We start from the raw sequence: 18,470 nt of genomic DNA, 5'->3' as shown, positions 1-18,470 counted from the left end.
TTTAGGCAGGCAAATGTTTTCTAAAAATTGTTTTAGTTGCCTTGTTTGCCACCAAGGCGCGAATATCACGAAACAATGATGCGCATACAGTGCAATTCATTCTATCACGCGTCATTTCGCGCAAAAAAAGCGCTCACAACCCCTCAAAACTGCTGTGGAAGGGCGGTGAGCGCTGAACGGGCAGCTTGACGGTGCCGGCTGGTTTCGGGGCCGGCAACCGATGTGCTTACTGACTATGTCTTAGTAGTTTGTCCATTCACCGTTTTTAACGGTACGTACTTCAATGTCGACCGGGATTTCAGTTTGCCCGTTATCGTCGAATGTGGTGGTGCCCAGGGCGCCTTCGTAGCTAATCCCGCGAATGGTTTCGGCAATGGCCTTTTTGTCTTTCGGCCCGGCTTGTTTAATCGCTTCAAGCAGAATGCCGGTGGCGTCGTAGGCATACTTGGTGTAAGGGCTTTGTGCTTCTTTGTAGTCTTTCGCTTTATAGGCCTCTTCCATGGCTTTCAACTTGGGGTTGCTTTGTGCCTTGGGCACGCCTACCACCACGCCATTGGCTGCATCTCCGGCGATTTCGATGAGTTGCGGATCATGGATGCCGCTGATGCCAAGCATGGGTTGCTCCATACCCAGTTCGGCCATTTGCTTGCGAACAATACCCGCTTCGGTAATCACGCCGCCAAAGTACACCGCATCGGGGTTCAGAGATTTGACTTTGGTCAGGATGGCGCGGAAATCGGTGGTGCCCACCGGGAAGCTTTCACGCGCAATGATTTCGCCGCCCGCTTCTTCGAAGAAGGTGCCAAACCATTTCAGGTTAGCCGCGCCGTAGTCGCTGGTGTCGGAAATAATGGCAATTTTTTTGGCGCCCAGTTCTTTGGCCGCCCAGTCGGCCAATGGTTTGTTTTCATTAACCAGCGTTGGTGTGACGCGTGTGGTGTTGGGCAGGTTCTGTTCGGTAATTTTCGGGCTGATCGCGCCCCAGACAATAAAAGGCATTTGCGAGCGGTTGAAGACAGGCAAGGTTGCCAAGGCGACCGGGCTGTTCCAGTGACCGGTCGCGGCAACGACGTCGCGATCATTAACCAGTTTCAGCGCGGCGGAAACACCGGCCTGGGGGTCGGATGCGTCGTCAAGTACGATGCCTTCCACCTTGAAGGGCACGCCTTCGGTTTCATTCCATTGGTCGATGGCCAGCAGGAAGCCGTTTTTGGCGCCCAGTCCTTGTTGGGCGTTGCCACCGCTTAATGGGCCGATAAAGCCAAGTTTAATGGTGTCTTGCGCTTGGGCGACGCCCGCACCAAGGAGTGTGGCGCATGCGACAACGAGCGCTCCCGCCAAGTGGCGGCGTCGCGACGCAGATGTTTTTGTAAGAGTTGAAAATGCGTTCATTGTCAATCCTCTGAAGTTTCATTGGTGGGGTCGGCGAAGGGGTCAACCATCACACGACTGAAAAAGCATCATACCGAGGGCGGGCCGGATGCTGGTTCGCGTTTTCCGACGTAGTTAATTGAAAAAAGCGAATCAGTGACGGCAATTTTTTGGGTTTAATAGACCCCTTGCAAATCGTTCCATCGGAACTTTCAGGAGTCAATGGTATGCAGGACGTCTTGTTCCAGCAGCTTATTAACTGGTTGACCTTGGGTTGCATATACAGCTTATTGGCATTGGGCTTTAGTCTGTTGTTTGGTGTATTGCAGGTCATCCATTTTTCTCATGGCGATGTGGCGCTGGTGGCGCCTTTTGTTGCCTTGGCAGCTGTTCAAATTGTGGCTGCCAGCCTGGGCGCAGATGCCTCGTGGCTGGTGTTGGGAGGCGCTTGTCTGATCGCGATTGTGGCGGTGGGCTGGCTTGGTGTGGGGCTCGACAAGCTGGTTATCAGCCGTTTTCGTGACGCGCCGGCCATGATGCCGTTGGTGGCGACTGTTGCACTGGGTATCGTTTTACGCGAACTTATTCGCCACGTGTATCCAGAAGGGAGCAATCCACACGCTTTTCCCGCCGTGGCGCAGGGCAGCATCACCACACCGTTTGGTGCAATTCCCATGATTAGCGTGGTGTCGGTTCTGGTGTCGGTCGGCCTTGTTATTGCGCTTTTATATGTTCTGCATCGTACGCCGGCCGGCATGCGCTTACGGGCGGTTTCGCAAGACCGCGAGACGGCTCGCCTGTTCGCGATTGCTAGTGGCCCCGTTTTTCGGCGCGCTTTTTTCATTGCGTCGGCTATTGGCGCGGTGGGCGGCATTTTTATGGCCAGCTACGCGGGCGTGGTGCGATTCGATTTCGGCATTCAGGCCGGCCTCATTGGCTTTTCGGCCGCAGTAGTCGGTGGTTTGGGGCGTTTGGGCGGTGCCATTATTGGTGCGTTGCTCATTGCGGCCATTGAAACCATTGTGCAGGGCTATGTTCCCAACGGTACCTCTTATCGCCTGGTGTTCGTCTTTGCATTGGTTATTTTGGTATTGGTGTTCCGTCCGGCAGGCTTGTTCGGATCCCAGAAAATGGAGAAGGTCTGATGCAAAAGAATCAAGTAAGGCATTCAACAGACCCGGTTGGCGCACAGGCAGCCCCTGGTGGGTTGGTCGATTTGCTGATTGTGCTCGTGCTGACATTTGGCGCGACGGCATTTTTGTGGGTGTTTTTGGCCGTTGAAAGCTGGGTTGCCGTGCTGGGCTTGCTGGCGTTGTTTGCCGTTGCACTGGTTGCCGTTCAGCGCCGCCCGTTGTTTGAAGAGCGGCTGGTTGAGGCTTTCCGTCGTAAACGCAGCGTGGCCACTGTGTTGGGTATTGTTTTGGCGATTGTGTTCCCCTGGTTATTGGGCGGCGACACGTATGCGCTGCACCTACTGATTATCGGCAATCTGTACGCGGTATTGGCGTTGGCACTGAACTTTCAGTTGGGCAGTGCCAATATTCCAAACTTTGCCACGGGAGCGTCGTACGGTATTGGGGCCTATGCCTCGGCGTTGTTGGCCATTCATTTCGGAGTGAGTTTCTGGGTGGGGTTGCTAGTGGCTGCCGTTGTCGCCACTACGTTCGGCTATTTGCTGGGCCTGCCCTCAATGCGCACCCGCGACAGCTACCAGGCACTGGTCACGATTGCGTTCGGCATTGTGGTTCACCAGTTACTGATGAATCTGGAATGGACGGGTGGCGCAAATGGTTTGGTGGGGATTCCGCCGCCCACTTTGTTCGGCCATTCCTTCAATGACCCCATTGAACTGTTTGGCCATAGCTTGCCGGGCCAGGGCAACTTCTATTATGTGTCGGTTGCGCTGGTGGGGCTGGCGATTTTGTCGGCCAAACGTTTGCATAGCTCGCGAATCGGCCTGGCGTGGAATGCACTGCGCGATGACGAAATCGCGGCACGTGCCTGCGGTATTAACGTTACCTGGTACAAGGTGCAGGCGTTCGCGGTTGACGCCTTCCTGGCCGGTTTTGCCGGCACGGTGTATGCGTTCTATGTGAGCTTCATTTCGCCCGACAACTTCACTTTCCTGGTGTCGGTCACCATTATGACCATGGTGATTGCCGGGGGGATGGACAATATTCTGGGGGTAATCGTGGGTGCCTTGCTGCTGACCATGCTGCCCGAGAAACTTCGTGCGTTCTCCGACTACCGAATTTTGTTCTACGGCCTGGTTGTCATTCTGTTCCTTGTTATCCGTCCGCGCGGCATTTTCCCTCAGCGAGTGCGTAACCATGAGCATTGATACACAAGTGAAAGCGCCCGAACCCAATACGTCCGAGTCGCTGGTACTCGAAGGTCGTGGACTCACCATGCGTTTTGGTGGTTTGGTTGCGGTTGAGTCCGTGGATATTACGTTAAAGCGTGGTGAGGTGTTGGCCATTATTGGCCCCAACGGTGCCGGCAAGACAACTTTGTTGAACCTGATTACCGGAATTTACACGCCGACTGAAGGGGATGTTTTCCTGGAAGGGCAGCGGTTGAACGGGATCCCCGCACATAAGATTGCTGAAGCGGGCATTGCCCGTACATTTCAAACGAGTCGATTGTTCGGCAGCTTAAGTGTGTTGGATAACGTCATTATTGGTATGCACACCCGCACAAAATGCGGTGTCTTGACGGCTTTATTGTTACCCGGGCGCGCCAATGCCGAAATGCGTCGCGCTGCCGAGCGCGCAGGTGAATTGTTGAAACGGGTTTCGCCGGATTTATACGAGCGTCGTAATCAACTGGCCAGCAGCTTGCCGCAGGCTGATCGCCGTCGCCTGGAGATTGCCCGTGCGCTGGCAACGGAACCAAAAGTCGTGCTGCTCGATGAACCTTCCAGCGGGATGGATGATCGTGATACCGACGCCTTAATCGCCGATATTCGGCGTCTTCAGCAAGAGAACCCGACGCTCAGTTTCATCATTATTGAACACGACATGCGTTTGGTGGCGGCCTTGCCGCACCGGGTCATGGTGCTCGATTACGGTCGCAAAATCGGTGACGACCGTTTCGAAGTGGTACGTCAGTTGCCGCGTGTTCAGGAAGCTTATTTGGGAAGAAAGGCCAGCCATGCTTGAGCTTGATGCAATTAGTACGCGCTATGGCGTTGTCAACATACTAAACAAAGTCAGTTTGAAGGTGGATGAAGGCAGCGTTGTTTGCCTGTTGGGTCCGAACGGTGCCGGAAAAACCACGACGTTCAAGGCGATTGCCGGCCTGTTGAGGCCTTACGAAGGCCAGATCACCATTTATGGCCGCAAGTTGGCCGATATTAAAACGGAAGACCTGGCCGGGCTGGGTGTGGGGTTTGTGCCGGAAGGCCGCCGGCTCTTCCCGGAAATCAGTGTGCGTGAAAACCTGCAAATTGGTTATGACGCCTTGAAACCGAAGGATTCTTTCAAACAGGCGCTTGAGCGCGTGGTTGAACTCTTCCCCCGCGTGGGCGAGCGCCTTGCCCAGGACGCCGGCACTTTGTCCGGCGGCGAACAGGCCATGGTGGCATTGGGCCGGGTGCTGATCGGTAACCCGAAAATGGTTGTGATGGATGAGCCCACGCTGGGCTTGTCGCCCAAATTGATTGAAGAGTACTTCATGACGGTAGAGCGCATTCACAAAGAAGGCATTACGGTGCTGCTGATTGAGCAGAACGCTGAGGCGGCTTTGTCGATTGCGCATAGCGGCTATTTATTGCTGAAAGGGCAGATCGTAGCGTCGGGGTCTGCGAAAGAATTACTGAGCAACGACGTGATCAAGCATTTGTATTTGTAGTTTTGTAGTGCGTTTGTATATACCTCTGTAGAAAGAAGGAACAGCCATGACGGTAGAGAAGAAATCGATTGACACACTGGTTGTGGGTGCCGGCCAGGCAGGGATCGCCATGAGCGAGCACCTGACCGCGCAGGGCGTGCCACATGTGGTGCTGGAGCGTAATCGAATCGCCGAGCAATGGCGCACGGGGCGCTGGGATTCGTTGGTAGCGAACGGGCCGGCCTGGCACGACCGTTTTCCGGGGCTGGAGTTTGAGAATTTTGATCCCGATGGCTTTCCGGGGAAGGATCAAATTGCCGACTATTTCGAAGCCTATGCCAAAAAGTTCAATGCGCCGATTCATGCGGGCGTTGAGGTGCACAAAGTGGTGCGTAATCAGGGGCATCCCGGTTTTACGGTGGAAACGTCGGAAGGTGTTTACGACGTCCAGCGTGTGGTGGCCGCAACCGGTCCTTTTCAGCGGCCCGTTATTCCGCCGATTGCGCCTAAAGATGATCGACTGACGCAAATTCATTCGGCCCATTATCGCAATCCTGAGCAGTTGCCTGAAGGCGCTGTGTTGGTTGTCGGTGCGGGTTCGTCGGGTGTGCAGATTGCTGATGAACTGAATCGCGCAGGTCGCAAAGTGTATTTGTCGGTAGGTCCTCACGATCGGCCCCCGCGTGCCTATCGCAACCGCGACTTCGTGTGGTGGTTGGGTGTATTGGGCCAATGGGATCAGGAGGTCGCCACACCAGGCAAGGAGCATGTGACCATCGCTGTCACCGGCGCGCGCGGTGGCTATACCATTAACTTCCGTGAGTTGGCGCATCAGGGCATTAACCTGGTCGGTTTAACGCATGCGTTCGAAGACGGCAAAGTGACGTTCAAATCAGACCTCGTTCAGAATTTGAATAATGGGGATGCGAACTATTTGGCCTTGCTGGATGCCGCCGACGCGTATATTGAACGTAATGGCCTTGATTTGCCGGAAGAACCCGAGGCGCGCAAGGTATTTGCCGACCCCGAGTGTGTAGCAAACCCCATTCTTGAACTGGACTTGGACCAAGCCGGAATCAATAGCATTATTTGGGCCACCGGGTATACGGTTGAGCACCCTTGGTTGCAGGTTGATGCGTTCGACGAGCGGGGTAAGCCGAAACATCAGCGTGGCGTGTCCGCCGAACCGGGTGTTTATTTTGTCGGCCTGCCATGGTTGTCGCGCCGGGGTTCATCCTTTATTTGGGGTGTTTGGCACGATGCCCGTCATATAGCCGACCATATCGCGACACGGCGCAAGTACGAGGCGTATCGCGATGCTTCACAGCGCGAGCGCGAGCGGGAAACGGCTAGGGCGTAATCGCGCAGCCGGCAAAATTTGAAATTTTTTGATAGCGTGAGAAGATAACAGGAGGGCGTGATGCCAACTCATACGCGCATTCGGATGTTCAACACCAAGGATACGTATCCTAACCAAGCGTTGGATAATGATCTTTGCCAGGCCGTGCGGGCCGGCAACACGGTGTATGTTCGTGGTCAGGTCGGAACCGACTTCGACGGCAAATTGGTGGGGCTGGGTGATCCCCGCGCTCAGGCCGAACAGGCCATGAAGAACGTAAAGCAATTGCTGGAAGAGGCCGGTAGCGATATGACGCATATCGTTAAAACAACCACTTATTTAACCGATCCGCGTTTTCGTGAACCGGTTTATCAAGAGGTCGGTAAATGGCTGAAAGGGGTTTTCCCCATTTCAACCGGTTTGGTAGTCAGCGCCCTGGGTCAGCCGGAATGGTTGATGGAAATCGATGTGATTGCTGTCATTCCGGACGATTGGAAACCCCAGCAGGCGTAATAAGGAGGCTTTTATGACATTCTCGATTGTGGGTCGTTGCGAGAAAACCAACCAATTTGGTATTGCCATCAGTTCGTCCAGTATTGCGGTAGGGGCACGTTGCCCCTGGGCGCGCTCGGGGGTTGGTGCCGTGTCCTCCCAGAATGTCACGTTGCCTTCGCTAGGTAACCAGATTCTCGATTTACTGGCTTCCAAAGGGCTGTCGGCCGAACCGGCGTTGAAGGCGGCGCTGGAGACAGATGAGTGGCGTGATTATCGCCAGGTTACCGTTGTGGACAATCAGGGCCGCACGGCGTTTTTCAGTGGCAAGGAAGCGCTGGGGATTTATAACGCCGTCGCGGGGAATCAATGTGTCGCAGCAGGTAATTTGCTGTCGGACCAATCGGTGATTGCCGCCATGGTGCCCGCATTCGAGAACACGTCGGGCGAATTGGCGGACCGTTTGTTGGCGGCGATGCAGGCTGCCATGGATGCGGGCGGGGAAGCCGGGCCGGTTCATTCCGCCGCGTTGAAAATTGTAGGTAACGTGCCGTGGCCGATTGCCGACTTGCGTGTCGACTGGGCCGACGAAGATCCCATTGGCCAGTTACAGGGTTTGTGGAAAGCCTACCAACCGCAGATGCAAGACTATCTTTCACGGGCGCTTAACCCAACCGTTGCGCCAAGTTATGGGGTGCCGGGCGATGAGTAATGTGTCCAGCCGTGCGATGCTTGAGCAATTAATCAGCTTTCCAACGGTAAGCCGCGACTCCAACCTTGAGTTAATCCGGTTTATTCAAGCCTATCTTTCCAGGCTGGGCGTAGAAAGCGAGTTGTTCTATAACGCCGAGCTCACTAAGGCCAACTTGTTTGCCACCGTGGGCCCGCCGGACCAGGGGGGCGTTGCGTTGTCCGGTCACACCGATGTGGTGCCGGTAGACGGTCAGAACTGGACGGTTGATCCTTTCAGTCTTTCAGAAAATGACGGGCGTCTGTATGGCCGCGGTACGTCCGATATGAAAGGGTTTATAGCTTGCGTGTTGGCCGCCGTGCCTTCTTTTCTGGTCAAGCCGTTGAAAAAGCCCATTCATCTCGTTTTTTCTTACGACGAAGAGGTGGGCTGTTTGGGTGTGCGCCCCATGTTGGCCGAGCTGGAAAAACGCAACAACAAGCCGCAATTATGTTTAGTGGGCGAGCCTACGTTGATGCAGCCGGTGCTGGGTCATAAAGGCAAGCTGGCCATGCGTTGTAGTGTGAAGGGTGCGGCGTGCCATTCCGCCTATTCACCGCAGGGTGTGAATGCCATCGAATATGCTGCCAAGCTCATTGGCAAGTTAGGGGAAATAGGCGAAGCGTTGGCGCAACCCGAACTGCACGACCATCGGTTCGAGCCGCCCTATTCAACCGTACAGACCGGGGTCATTAAAGGCGGCCGTGCATTGAATATTGTGCCGGCCGAATGTGAGTTTGATTTCGAAATTCGCGCAATTCCCGGGTTTGATGCTGCTGTGGTGCCGGATCAACTGAAAACCTATGCCCAGGAAACCCTATTGCCGAAAATGCGTGCGGTAAGCGGGCAAAGCGACATTCAGTTCGATCATTTAAGCGATTATCCAGGCCTGGCGACACCACCGGAAAGTGAAGTGGCACAGTTAGTGGCCGCGCTTACAGGGTCAACCCAGTTCAGCACGGTGGCCTTTGGCACCGAAGGCGGGTTGTTCAACCAGGCGGGTATTCCTACCGTTATTTGTGGCCCGGGCAGTATCGACCAGGCGCATAAGCCCGATGAGTTCGTGAGTCTTGAACAGCTGGCCGCTTGCGACGCCATGTTGGCGCGGCTGGCAAACTTGTTGCAAAACAAATAATCAACTTATTGGCGCTTCAATTTTTGCGCAATCATTGAGCTGATAATGAGCTGCAGCAAGTGAAATAACATTAGTGGCAATACGATGACGCCGGCGGTTGCTGCGCTAAATAGCACTTGCGACATGGGTACACCGGTTGCCAGGCTTTTTTGCGCCCCGCCGAATAACGCGGTAATACGATCTTCCCGGTTAAAGCCAAACCATATGGCCAAACCGTACACGTAAATCATCGACAAGATCAGAAGAATAAAGCTGATCACCAACAGGCCGGCAATCATTTCCCAAGATATTTTTTGCCAGAGGCCGCCAACTACTGCCGCGCTGAACGCGCTGTAAATTACCAGCAAAATGGCGCCGCGATCCACGAACGAAAGGAGCTTCCCGGTTCTCTTGAACAGTGTGTCGAAATAGGGGCGCAGCAAGTGGCCGGCCAAAAAAGGTAGCATCAGCTGCATGAAAATTTGAGCGATGGAATCAAACGTTGAAGCGGACCCCATTGTGGAAGTGATCAAGCCGTTCACCAGAAACGGTGTGATCAGAATACCAAGCAAAGTGGAAAAAGAGGCACTGCACACCGATGCGGGAACGTTGCCACCGGCGATACTTGTTAAGGCCACGGCCGACTGCACTGTGGCGGGCAGCATGCACAAATAAAGTACACCAAGATAGAGTTCATGATTGATCATGGGTTGCAGTAGTGGCCGCAGCACAAACCCCATGACGGGAAAGAATAAAAACGTGCAACTAAGAATCAGTGCATGCAAACGCCAGTGCGTTACACCGTCGATGATCGCCTGCCGTGGTAATTTGGCGCCGTGCAGAAAAAACAAGAGCGCGATAGCCGCGACGGTAATGTACTTTAGGCCAACGGCAAACATGCCGCTTGCGGGTAGGTAGCTGGCCAGCACAACGGTGCCGACCAGCAAGAAAGTGTATGAGTCGGGAAGAAAAGGGATGCGTTTCATGACCGCTATTGAAAGGCAAAGTGGCCTGTTTGCGCAACCCGTAATATAAGAATAAAAACGTTTGTAGTCTTTACTGAGTTAATACGCCGTCTTTGTCGTAATCGTAGCGATCGAAGTCTCGGCTTACCTGAGTCATAAACTCTTCCTCAGTGACAACACCGTCTTTGTTGACGTCGACGCTGTCAAACTGTTCCGATGTAAGGACATTGGCCGTTTCGTTCTTGGTGAGGCGCTTGTCGCCGTTGGCGTCCATTTTTGTGTAGGACTCGCGCATGAATTGCTCGTATTCCGCTTTGCTGACGCCGCCGCTGCCATCGCGATCGAGTTGAGCAAAGTGCTCGGGTGTGAGCCCGCTTTGCTGAGTTTGATTTTGCGCTGTTGCATGCCCTGCGGTTGCCACGCCGGCCACCACAAACATTGCGGCCAAAATAGATTTAATGGTGAATGTTCTCATTATCGGCACCCCGCCTGGTTTCCAAGATATCCCCCAGCACCGATGCCTGCCGCTGTTGCAAGCGTGTTGCCGCGACCGCCACCGATAGTGCTGCCTATTAAACCGCCAATAATGGCACCGCCAACCGTACCGGCAATGCAGTTGAATTCCGAGTTTCCACCCCGGCCGGCCTGTGACGGACTTTGACAGGCGGTGAGCGCGCCCAGGCTAAGCAGAGCGATTGCCAATGTCGATTTACTCATGATGGTTCTCTTATATGTGCGGTAAACGGCTGGATTATGTCACGATACGATGTGATTGTGAATGGGTTATCGCGGGCGTTAAAGCGCGAGAAATTATCGTTCAAGAAACTTGAAACACGGGGTTTTGCCTAGGTTGGTAGTTGCTCAAACGATGTTAAGGTAATCTTACTGAGCATGCTCATTTTTGAATTGAGGATGCCGGGATTGATTGATTTCCCGAATTTCTTATCTGGAGACGTCTAATGAAAAGATTTGCCATTGCCTGCCTGGGTGCCGCGCTGTGTTTCGGGTCGGCTGCCTACGCAGATGACCATGGAGCGAAAGCAAAGGCCGACGCGCAAGGAGAAAAGGTGTTTTTGAATTACACCCAAGCTGAACTGGACAAGAACTATAACCAGGGCGAATGGGCGCCGAATATTCGTCAAATTCTTCAGCGCTATGGTGCGCGCAGTGAAACCGCGCGTGAGCGTTTGGGTGATCCGGAAAAGCTTTCGTACGGCGACAGTGAAGTTGAAACGTTCGATTTGTTCCGGGCCGAGAACGAGAAGGCGCCGTTGCATGTTTTCATTCATGGTGGGGCATGGCGTGCCGGGAAAGCAGCGGGATATCACTTCCCGGCGCAAATGTTTGTGGATAACGGCATCAGCTACGCGGCACTGGATTTCGGCTATGTACAAGATATTGGTCTGGACGGTATGGCTGAACAACTGCGCAACGCCATTGCCTGGATGTACAAGAACGCCGACAAGCTCGGTATTGATAAAGACCGCATCTATATTTCCGGCCATTCATCAGGTGGTCATTTAGGGGGCGTTTTGCTGGTAACCGACTGGTCAAAATATGATGTGCCCGCCGATGTTATCAAGGGCGCCACGCTTATTTCCGGCATGTACGATTTGAAACCGGTTCGTTTGTCGGCCCGGTCGTCTTATGTTCCGTTTACCGACGAGCTTGAAGACGCTATGAGTACTCAGCGTCATTTAGACAAGATCAACACGCCGGTTATTCTGGCATATGGTGGCCTTGAAACGGATGAGTTCAAACGCCAAACGCAAGATTTCGCCAAAGCCATGAAAGAGGCGGGTAAGCCTGTGGAGCTCATTTTTGCCGAGCACTACAACCATTTCGAAATCATGGATGATTTCGGCAACCCATACGGGTTGGTCTCTGCTGCAGCGCTGAAGCAGGCGGGAGCCAAGTAAAGAAAAAGCCGGCTGAATTGCCGGCTTCTTTGTATGTGGGTTAAGGTTCTGAGTCTTATAGCAACGATTTCACTAACCCGCCGTCTACTGTAATGTTTTGGCCCGTTATGTAGCTTGCGTGTGTGGAACACATAAAGGCGCATACCGGGCCAAAATCTTCAGCCAGACCAAGGCGTTTCATGGGAACCGATTCGGCCATGCGGCGTTTTGCTTCATCGGTCGAGATGTTCTGCTGTTCCGATTGGGCTTTGTACACGCGTTCCAATGCGCCGGTATCCATTAAGCCGGGCAGGATGTTGTTCACGGTAATGCCCAGCGGCGCCACTTCGTGAGCCAGGCTGGCCATGGCGCCGGTTAGGCCCGCGCGTACACCGGTTGCCAGCCCCATATTGGGATAAGGCTCACGGACGGTAAACGAAGTAATGTTTATGATTCGCCCGAACCCCGCCTGCTTCATGTTGGGCAGGGCCATTACAGTGAAATCAAGGGCGGCCAGCATATTGGCTTCCAGTGCTTTGTGCCAGGTTTCCTGTGAGTGCTGTTCCACCGGCCCGGGCGGCGGCCCACCCGCGTTGGTAACCAGAATGTCGATGCGGCCCAGTTTGTCGCGTGCAGCATTGAAAATGGCAAGCCGCTTTTCCGGGCTGGAAATGTCGCCCGGCACGGCAACGGTGCCGACCCCCAATTGCGCGGCGGCGTTTTCCGCCCGCGTTGCATCACGACCATTCACGGCCACGCTAACCCCCGCCTCGGCCAGGGCCTGGGCGCAGGCGAATCCAAGACCTTGTGAGCCACCCAGTACCAATGCGCTTTTGCCGGAAATGCCTAAGTCCATATTTGTATCCAAGATATCAATGAGTTAACAATTTAAAATCACATTAGCGATGGTAGCCAAAGAATAATATCGGGTACGAGCGCCAACACAACAATAACGAGCAGATAAAGCAGAATCACGGGAACGGATGCCCGGTAAAGTTCTTGAATCGTAGTGCCTTTTGCCGCGCCTTGTAAGGCAAAGAGTGTATAGCCAAAAGGCGGCGTGACATTACCGATTGAAACGTTCACCAGGAAAATAGCCCAGAACCATAAGGGGTCGAATCCCAAGGCGGCAATAATGGGCTTGTAAAGTGGCACCAGCAGAATCATGACGGCGATCTGGTCGATGAACATGCACAGCACAAACCCAAGTGCCATCAGCATGATAAACATCAGTACCGGGTGCCACTCCAGGCTGGTGACGGCGTTCACCAGGTGGGTTGTCACGCCGCTCATGTTCAGAATCTGGCTAAAGGAGACCGAGCACACCATAATGATCATGATCATGCCGGTGGTCCATGCAGTAGACCGCAGCGCTTGCACCAGTGTCGGCCAGCGCAGCGAGGCAAACAGCGAACAGGTGATCATGGCAACGACACAGCCCATGGCGGCTGCCTCCGTGGGAGTCGCAACACCCGAAATAATCAGCACCAAAATGGTGGCGATAATTGCCAGGAACGGTACAGCCCGAAGTAAAAGCTTTATGCGTTCTTGGGCACTTAAGCTTGACGACTCGATAACGGCGGGCGCCAGTTTTGGGTTGAGCTTGACCCGAATCACGATATAAATAAAGAACACCAGCGCCAGCAAAAGGCCCGGAAGAACGCCGGCAACCAGCAGCCCGGAAATGGAGACGCCGGCCAAAATGCCCAGAACGACCGCCATGACGCTTGGGGGAATGATGGGTGCAAGGCTTGAGCCACCCAATATCGTGCCTAACGACATGTTTTTCTGGTAGCCGCGTTTTTCCATTTCGGGTAACAACGATGCACCCATCATGGCGGCAACGGCCATGGCAGAGCCCGAAAGTGCCCCGAAAATAGTGGACAGAATCACGCTGACGATATACAAGCGTGACTTTACGGCGCCAACCACCGCGTCGACGGCGTTGAACATGACATTGACAGCGCTTGAACGAAAAAGTATTTCACCGAGCAGAATAAAAAGCGGAATGGCCGCCAAAGACAAGCTTGTGCCGGTGTCGTACATCGAGTTCACCACCAGCAAGACGCCTTTGAAATTCCCAGTTAACGCATACAGACCCAGCAGGTTCAGTGTCAGGAACGACAAAAAAATAGGCAAGCCTGTGGCGAACAGCAGGAGCATCAAGCCTACGGCGGCAGAAATGAGCACGTACCATTCCATTATGTGGCCCCGGTGTTGTTTTGTTCGCAGGAGCCCGCCCAGGTGCACAGGAAGTGGCGCAGGAAATAAAAGCCCATATTTGATAAGGCGTACACAATGGCCAACATGAGCCACCACTTTGGAATGGGCGTAACGGCAATCATCATCACATTGCCGGCGAAAACGCGTTTAAGTTCGGCAAAGCCAAACCATGCGGCAATGAGGCAGACAGTACAAGCCAATAGCCAGGTAAAGCGTTGTAGCCAAACAGCGATGTGCTCGGGTAATGCGTTAACCACCATATTCATGTTTGCGTGCCCGCTTTTCCAGGCCAGCATAGGGGCCGCGCAGAAAGTAATTAAAGCGAAGCTGATTGCCGCCGTGTCGGGCCCCCATCCGGTGGGGTTGTTGAGCGCGTAGCGGGCGATGACCTCCCAGGCCAAGACCAGCGTTAGATAAGCCGAGGCGATAACGGCAACGACAAACGTAATACGCGTAATGACATCTTGAAAAGCGGCCAGCAGACACAAGGCGTGTCGTACTGGCCGAAAGGGGCCGGAGGCACTCATTGACTGGTTAAACCCTTTTCAACAGCAAGCTTGTGGAAGGCTTCGCCATCGGCACCGGCGCGATTGCGAACCTGTTTCCAGACACCTTCAGCAAACATGGCGTCGACTTTAGGCGCGACGTCTGGGCCGAACTGGGTAATTTCAAGACCGGCCTCTTGCATGGCTGCATCTTCTTTGGCCCAAAGGTCGGCGAAAACCTGGCGACCGGATACCTCAAGCTCGCGCGCCACTTCCATAATGGTGTCTTGTTGCTGTTTCGATAACCCGTTCCAGGTATCGAGGTTCATGAGCATGACTTGGTTAGTGACACCGAACGTGGGGCGGGTCATGTAATCGGAAACCTCATACCAGCGGTATTCCATTGCGCCAAACACTGGCCAGGCGGCGCCGTCGACCACACCCCGTTCAAGGCTGGAGTAAATTTCGCTAGGCGGAAGGGTGACCACGGCACCTTGCAATTCCTGCACCATATCGTGATAGGTTGCCGACGCGCGGATTTTGCGGCCTTTAAGTGCGCCATCTTCCGCAATTGGTTGGCGTAGCAGGAAGTGATAACCCGAGGCGGAAGAAAAGACCCCGATCAATTTCAAGCCACGGCTTTGGTAGTGTTTATCGATGAGCTCGTAAATACCGCTTTCGCGTCGCGCGATGGGGTCATCTTTAACGGCGTCCAGTCCGAATGCCATGCCGGTTTCACCCAAGTGGTAGGCGCCGTGGGTGAAGAGCATGTCGAACAGCCCACCGGCAACGGGTTGCAGTTGCTCAAAGGGAGGAACGGTTTCAGGGCCTCGAACCTGAACGCTCAGATCGCCGTTTGATTTTTCTTTCAGCTTTTCCACGAATTGGCCGACGAAAACGGGGACGGCGTTGTAGTTGTCGTCCCAGCTCGAAAGCAAAGTAAGGTCTTTGGCGTGGGCCGAGGCGCTGATAAGTAGGCAGGCCGAGGTGAGGGCCGTTGCAAGCAAGCGATGCAGCATGATTTGTCTCCTTGATTATTTGTTTATCTAAGATAAGCAGGCGGGTACAGAGCGTCAAGGAGAAACCGACGCAAAGGTTCCGCACTGCGGAATTCATGCGTCGGCCGGGCGGCGCGCTTTTTGCCTCTTGTTACGCCTGGTGCACCACAATGCCGCCAACAGCGGTTGCTTTCACTTCTATATCGCGCAGTTTCATGGGGTCGACTTTGTAAGGGTCCTCCGCCAGCGCGACCCAGTCGGCCAGGTAGCCCGGTTTCAGCATGCCCCGCTCGTGTTCTGAAAACGCCAGCCAAGCGGCATCCCGGGTGTACATGGTGAGGGCCTGGTCAACGGTGATCGCTTCATCGGTTCCCAAAGCGACGCCTAGCTCATCCACATAGCGGGTGACAGCGTGCCAAATGCCCGTTAACGGGGCGTAAGTGGCAATCGGCGAATCGGATCCGCCGCCGACACGAATGCCGCCGTCGAGCCAGGCTTTGAGTGGCGTTGCTTTGCCCACCAAATCGGGGCCGAATCGCCGTGTGAGTAAAGGGGCGAACTGATACTGCATGGGAGCCTGGGTTGCGACGCCCACACCCAGTCGGCGCGCTGTTTCAATGTTCTCTTGCGTGGGCCACAAGTATGCGTGAATCAGGCTGAAGCGAAGTCCGTCAATGGGGTTTTTCTGATGCGCCTGGTCGAACAGTTCCAATGCCAAATCAATTGCCTTTCCGCCCACCGCGTGAACGCCTAAAGACCAACCTGATGCTGCGCAGAAGTCGACAATGCGGTGAAACACGTGTGAATGAGTGACCTGAATGCCGCATTGGCAACGCTCATCAGGATACGGTTCGCGCATGAGGGCGGTGTTCAGCGAAGCGCCGCCATCCAGATACACTTTAATGGCGCCCAATTTCAACCACTCATCGCCAAAGCCGGTGCGCATGCTCCAGGACTTCAAGCTGGCCATCAGCACCTCGGGATCGGCGTCGACCTGCGCCTGTGGCATGGCGACAGTGCGAACAGAGAGTTCGCCTTTGCGCCATAACTCCTGATAGATTGACATGTCGTCGGCAAACAGGCCCGGTTCAATCACGCCGGTAATGCCCGCTGCGTGGTAGGCCTTCTGAATGTCTTTTAATGCTTGAATGCGGTCGTCGCGTGAGGGGGGAGGGAGCAGGTCACCCACCAGGTTAAAGGCGGGTAATTCCATTAACAGCCCATTGGGTTCGCCTGTTTCGTCGCGGTGAATTTTGCCGCCTGCCGGGTCGGGCGTGGCGGCGGTGATGCCGGCCAGTTTCAGGGCAATCGAGTTCACCGAAGCGGAGTGTCCCACGCGTGGCAGGTAAACCGGGCGGTCCGGCACAACGGAATCCAGTTCCTGGCGAGTGGGGTAGCGCTTTTCCTGCAGCGCTTCAATGTGCCAGCCTGCGCCACTGACTATCCATTCTTTGTCAGGATTGTCGCGGCGATAATCGCGCAGCGTGTCCAGTAATTCGGCAATTGACCGGCAGGCTGAGAGATCGACACTTTGTTGCTGCATGCCTGTCCAAAGCATGTGATTGTGGGAGTCGATGAGACCCGGGATCACAACGCCTTCTTGGTAGTGATGCACCGTGGTGTCGGCGCCCATCATGCTTTTAACGTCGGCAAACGTGCCTACGCAAACCACGCGTCCGTCTTGTACACCCATGGCCTCAACACGAGGCTGGTCTGGGTTCATGGTGATGATGTCACCGCGCACAATGCCGGCTTGTGTGTTGGCGCGACCGCGATATTCAATTGTGTGGCCCGTTTGCATAATGTCTCCATGGTTTGGTTTTGCGCTTCAGCTTGTTTCGATTCTATCGGTAAATTCACCTGACTAAACATCTTTGGCGTTTTCTGCGAAAATCAGACCACTGATTATTTAGTAGACATGATTCCTACAGGAGACAGCATGCTATTCCCCACCACTATTGTTGGTAGTTATCCGCAGCCGGATTGGCTGATTGATCGTGAAAAACTGGCTGGTCGCTTTCCGCCGCGTGTGCGTGCCAAAGAGCTTTGGCGCATTCCCGAGGCTTATCTGCACGAAGCCATGGAAGACGCCACCATTGTCGCCATTCGGGCACAAGAGCGTGCCGGGCTGGACATCATTACCGACGGTGAAATTCGCCGTGAGAGCTATTCAAACCGTATCGCTACAGCGCTGGATGGCGTCGATATCGACAACCCCGGTACTGCGCTGGATCGCTCGGGACACCCGAATCCGGTCCCGCGCATTGTGGGCAAAATCCGACGCATCAAGCCGATAGAAGTTGAAGATCTGTTATTCCTTAAAAAGAACACTGATCGTAAAGTAAAAATTACGGTGCCCGGGCCGTTCACCATGTTGCAGCAGGCACAAAACGATTTCTATGCGTCGGAAAAAGAAGCGGCTATGGATTATGCCGCCGCGCTGAATGAGGAAATCAAAGACTTGTTTGCCAACGGGGCAGACATTGTTCAGGTCGACGAGCCTTACATGCAGGCTCGTCCTGAAAAAGCCCGCGAGTATGGTGTTGAGGCGTTGAATCGCGCGTTGGAAGGTGTGCAGGGCCAAACCGCTGTGCATATTTGCTTTGGTTACGCTGCGGTAATTCATGCGCGCCCAAGCGGGTACGATTTTCTGCCGGAATTGAATCAGTGCTCTTGCAATCAGGTTTCCGTGGAAACCGCGCAGTCGAATCTGGATTGCACGGTGCTGGAAACGTTGGGCAACAAGCAAATTATGGTGGGCTGCCTCGACTTAAGCGATATGACGGTGGAAACGCCCGAATTGGTGGCTGAGCGTGTTCGCAAAGCGCTCAAGCATATCAAGCCCGAGCAGGTTATTTTGGCGCCCGATTGCGGCATGAAGTATCTGCCTCGTGAAGTAGCCGATGGCAAGTTGCAGGCTATGGTTAAAGCGGCTGAAATTTTGCGCAAGGAATATGCCTGATTAACGCAAAAGAAGAAAGGCCCGGTCTTATAAACCGGGCCTTTCTGGTTTTCGCCGGCCGT

At 54.3% G+C, this 18,470-nt stretch carries 19 protein-coding genes; 10 read left to right on the top strand and 9 right to left on the bottom strand.

Annotated elements, in window-relative coordinates:
* Positions 1 to 240: 240 nt before the first annotated feature.
* On the bottom strand, positions 241 to 1,392 hold the full coding sequence (locus CJO09_RS06060) for a branched-chain amino acid ABC transporter substrate-binding protein (RefSeq protein WP_119441570.1): 1,152 nt from the start codon (positions 1,390 to 1,392) through the stop codon (positions 241 to 243).
* A gap of 206 nt (positions 1,393 to 1,598) precedes the next feature.
* Between CJO09_RS06060 and CJO09_RS06055 the strand changes: the two genes are divergently transcribed.
* From CJO09_RS06055 to argE, 8 genes are read left to right on the top strand one after another with little or no spacing between them, the layout of a single operon-like run.
* Complete coding sequence (locus tag CJO09_RS06055; protein WP_119441569.1) at positions 1,599 to 2,516, top strand: branched-chain amino acid ABC transporter permease; 918 nt, start codon at positions 1,599 to 1,601, stop codon at positions 2,514 to 2,516.
* Positions 2,516 to 3,712: a branched-chain amino acid ABC transporter permease gene (locus CJO09_RS06050; RefSeq protein WP_119441568.1), complete on the top strand. Its 1,197-nt coding sequence runs from the start codon at positions 2,516 to 2,518 to the stop codon at positions 3,710 to 3,712. Before CJO09_RS06055 ends, CJO09_RS06050 begins: the two co-directional genes overlap by 1 nt.
* Complete coding sequence (locus CJO09_RS06045) at positions 3,702 to 4,532, top strand: ABC transporter ATP-binding protein (RefSeq protein ID WP_119441567.1); 831 nt, start codon at positions 3,702 to 3,704, stop codon at positions 4,530 to 4,532. The genes CJO09_RS06050 and CJO09_RS06045 overlap by 11 nt, the downstream gene beginning before the upstream one ends.
* Positions 4,525 to 5,223 carry an ABC transporter ATP-binding protein gene (locus CJO09_RS06040; RefSeq protein ID WP_119441566.1) on the top strand — a complete coding sequence of 233 codons (699 nt, stop codon included), beginning with the start codon at positions 4,525 to 4,527 and terminating at the stop codon, positions 5,221 to 5,223. The genes CJO09_RS06045 and CJO09_RS06040 overlap by 8 nt, the downstream gene beginning before the upstream one ends.
* A gap of 46 nt (positions 5,224 to 5,269) precedes the next feature.
* Positions 5,270 to 6,562 (top strand): flavin-containing monooxygenase, encoded by a 1,293-nt coding sequence (locus CJO09_RS06035; RefSeq protein WP_119441565.1) that lies wholly within the window; start codon positions 5,270 to 5,272, stop codon positions 6,560 to 6,562.
* A 60-nt stretch (positions 6,563 to 6,622) separates the two neighbouring features.
* Complete coding sequence (locus CJO09_RS06030) at positions 6,623 to 7,054, top strand: RidA family protein (RefSeq protein WP_119441564.1); 432 nt, start codon at positions 6,623 to 6,625, stop codon at positions 7,052 to 7,054.
* 13 nt (positions 7,055 to 7,067) lie between these two features.
* On the top strand, positions 7,068 to 7,745 hold the full coding sequence (locus tag CJO09_RS06025; RefSeq protein WP_119441563.1) for a DUF1028 domain-containing protein: 678 nt from the start codon (positions 7,068 to 7,070) through the stop codon (positions 7,743 to 7,745).
* The gene (argE, locus tag CJO09_RS06020; protein ID WP_119441562.1) at positions 7,738 to 8,898 is read left to right on the top strand and encodes an acetylornithine deacetylase; all 1,161 of its coding nucleotides are present in this window, start codon (positions 7,738 to 7,740) and stop codon (positions 8,896 to 8,898) included. Before CJO09_RS06025 ends, argE begins: the two co-directional genes overlap by 8 nt.
* Positions 8,899 to 8,903: 5 nt before the next feature.
* Here argE and CJO09_RS06015 read toward each other — a convergent pair whose 3' ends face one another.
* The 3 genes from CJO09_RS06015 to CJO09_RS06005 all read right to left on the bottom strand — a co-directional run bounded on the left by CJO09_RS06015 (position 8,904) and on the right by CJO09_RS06005 (position 10,559).
* Complete coding sequence (locus tag CJO09_RS06015; protein ID WP_119441561.1) at positions 8,904 to 9,863, bottom strand: bile acid:sodium symporter family protein; 960 nt, start codon at positions 9,861 to 9,863, stop codon at positions 8,904 to 8,906.
* 70 nt (positions 9,864 to 9,933) lie between these two features.
* Complete coding sequence (locus CJO09_RS06010) at positions 9,934 to 10,317, bottom strand: EF-hand domain-containing protein (RefSeq protein WP_119441560.1); 384 nt, start codon at positions 10,315 to 10,317, stop codon at positions 9,934 to 9,936.
* Entirely contained in the window at positions 10,317 to 10,559 is a 243-nt protein-coding gene (locus CJO09_RS06005; protein ID WP_114419390.1) for a hypothetical protein, read from the bottom strand. Before CJO09_RS06005 ends, CJO09_RS06010 begins: the two co-directional genes overlap by 1 nt.
* Positions 10,560 to 10,801: 242 nt before the next feature.
* Here CJO09_RS06005 and CJO09_RS06000 point away from each other — a divergent pair, with 242 nt between their 5' ends.
* Complete coding sequence (locus CJO09_RS06000; RefSeq protein ID WP_119441559.1) at positions 10,802 to 11,761, top strand: alpha/beta hydrolase; 960 nt, start codon at positions 10,802 to 10,804, stop codon at positions 11,759 to 11,761.
* 55 nt (positions 11,762 to 11,816) lie between these two features.
* Here the strand turns inward: CJO09_RS06000 and CJO09_RS05995 are convergent, their stop codons facing one another.
* From CJO09_RS05995 to CJO09_RS05975, 5 genes are all read right to left on the bottom strand, one after another.
* On the bottom strand, positions 11,817 to 12,596 hold the full coding sequence (locus tag CJO09_RS05995; protein ID WP_119441558.1) for an SDR family oxidoreductase: 780 nt from the start codon (positions 12,594 to 12,596) through the stop codon (positions 11,817 to 11,819).
* Positions 12,597 to 12,634: 38 nt separating this feature from the next.
* The gene (locus tag CJO09_RS05990; protein WP_119441557.1) at positions 12,635 to 13,942 is read right to left on the bottom strand and encodes a TRAP transporter large permease; all 1,308 of its coding nucleotides are present in this window, start codon (positions 13,940 to 13,942) and stop codon (positions 12,635 to 12,637) included.
* The gene (locus CJO09_RS05985) at positions 13,942 to 14,490 is read right to left on the bottom strand and encodes a TRAP transporter small permease (RefSeq protein ID WP_119441556.1); all 549 of its coding nucleotides are present in this window, start codon (positions 14,488 to 14,490) and stop codon (positions 13,942 to 13,944) included. The genes CJO09_RS05990 and CJO09_RS05985 overlap by 1 nt, the downstream gene beginning before the upstream one ends.
* Positions 14,487 to 15,467, bottom strand: a complete 981-nt coding sequence (gene dctP / locus CJO09_RS05980; RefSeq protein ID WP_119441555.1) for a TRAP transporter substrate-binding protein DctP — start codon at positions 15,465 to 15,467, stop codon at positions 14,487 to 14,489. The genes CJO09_RS05985 and dctP overlap by 4 nt, the downstream gene beginning before the upstream one ends.
* A gap of 130 nt (positions 15,468 to 15,597) precedes the next feature.
* Complete coding sequence (locus CJO09_RS05975; RefSeq protein ID WP_119441554.1) at positions 15,598 to 17,247, bottom strand: amidohydrolase; 1,650 nt, start codon at positions 17,245 to 17,247, stop codon at positions 15,598 to 15,600.
* Positions 17,248 to 17,385: 138 nt separating this feature from the next.
* Between CJO09_RS05975 and CJO09_RS05970 the strand changes: the two genes are divergently transcribed.
* A complete protein-coding gene (locus tag CJO09_RS05970; protein ID WP_114419397.1) occupies positions 17,386 to 18,408 on the top strand; it encodes a uroporphyrinogen decarboxylase family protein in 1,023 nt (340 codons plus the stop codon).
* The last annotated feature ends 62 nt before the right edge of the window (positions 18,409 to 18,470 follow it).

The sequence above is a fragment of the Neopusillimonas maritima genome (assembly GCF_003576595.1).
In the GTDB taxonomy this organism is placed as follows: domain Bacteria; phylum Pseudomonadota; class Gammaproteobacteria; order Burkholderiales; family Burkholderiaceae_B; genus Neopusillimonas; species Neopusillimonas maritima.
The sequence above is the reverse complement of the archived record's forward strand: the minus strand, read 5'-3'. Positions and strand labels throughout refer to the sequence as shown.

Excerpts from the sequence above, each read along its gene's own strand:
- CJO09_RS06060 (WP_119441570.1), bottom strand. The coding sequence starts at position 1,392 with ATGAACGCATTTTCAACTCTTACAAAAACATCTGCGTCGCGACGCCGC.
- CJO09_RS06055 (WP_119441569.1), top strand. The coding sequence starts at position 1,599 with ATGCAGGACGTCTTGTTCCAGCAGCTTATTAACTGGTTGACCTTGGGT.
- CJO09_RS06050 (WP_119441568.1), top strand. The coding sequence starts at position 2,516 with ATGCAAAAGAATCAAGTAAGGCATTCAACAGACCCGGTTGGCGCACAG.
- CJO09_RS06045 (WP_119441567.1), top strand. The coding sequence starts at position 3,702 with ATGAGCATTGATACACAAGTGAAAGCGCCCGAACCCAATACGTCCGAG.
- CJO09_RS06040 (WP_119441566.1), top strand. The coding sequence starts at position 4,525 with ATGCTTGAGCTTGATGCAATTAGTACGCGCTATGGCGTTGTCAACATA.
- CJO09_RS06035 (WP_119441565.1), top strand. The coding sequence starts at position 5,270 with ATGACGGTAGAGAAGAAATCGATTGACACACTGGTTGTGGGTGCCGGC.
- CJO09_RS06030 (WP_119441564.1), top strand. The coding sequence starts at position 6,623 with ATGCCAACTCATACGCGCATTCGGATGTTCAACACCAAGGATACGTAT.
- CJO09_RS06025 (WP_119441563.1), top strand. The coding sequence starts at position 7,068 with ATGACATTCTCGATTGTGGGTCGTTGCGAGAAAACCAACCAATTTGGT.
- argE (WP_119441562.1), top strand. The coding sequence starts at position 7,738 with ATGAGTAATGTGTCCAGCCGTGCGATGCTTGAGCAATTAATCAGCTTT.
- CJO09_RS06015 (WP_119441561.1), bottom strand. The coding sequence starts at position 9,863 with ATGAAACGCATCCCTTTTCTTCCCGACTCATACACTTTCTTGCTGGTC.
- CJO09_RS06010 (WP_119441560.1), bottom strand. The coding sequence starts at position 10,317 with ATGAGAACATTCACCATTAAATCTATTTTGGCCGCAATGTTTGTGGTG.
- CJO09_RS06005 (WP_114419390.1), bottom strand. The coding sequence starts at position 10,559 with ATGAGTAAATCGACATTGGCAATCGCTCTGCTTAGCCTGGGCGCGCTC.
- CJO09_RS06000 (WP_119441559.1), top strand. The coding sequence starts at position 10,802 with ATGAAAAGATTTGCCATTGCCTGCCTGGGTGCCGCGCTGTGTTTCGGG.
- CJO09_RS05995 (WP_119441558.1), bottom strand. The coding sequence starts at position 12,596 with ATGGACTTAGGCATTTCCGGCAAAAGCGCATTGGTACTGGGTGGCTCA.
- CJO09_RS05990 (WP_119441557.1), bottom strand. The coding sequence starts at position 13,942 with ATGGAATGGTACGTGCTCATTTCTGCCGCCGTAGGCTTGATGCTCCTG.
- CJO09_RS05985 (WP_119441556.1), bottom strand. The coding sequence starts at position 14,490 with ATGAGTGCCTCCGGCCCCTTTCGGCCAGTACGACACGCCTTGTGTCTG.
- dctP (WP_119441555.1), bottom strand. The coding sequence starts at position 15,467 with ATGCTGCATCGCTTGCTTGCAACGGCCCTCACCTCGGCCTGCCTACTT.
- CJO09_RS05975 (WP_119441554.1), bottom strand. The coding sequence starts at position 17,247 with ATGCAAACGGGCCACACAATTGAATATCGCGGTCGCGCCAACACACAA.
- CJO09_RS05970 (WP_114419397.1), top strand. The coding sequence starts at position 17,386 with ATGCTATTCCCCACCACTATTGTTGGTAGTTATCCGCAGCCGGATTGG.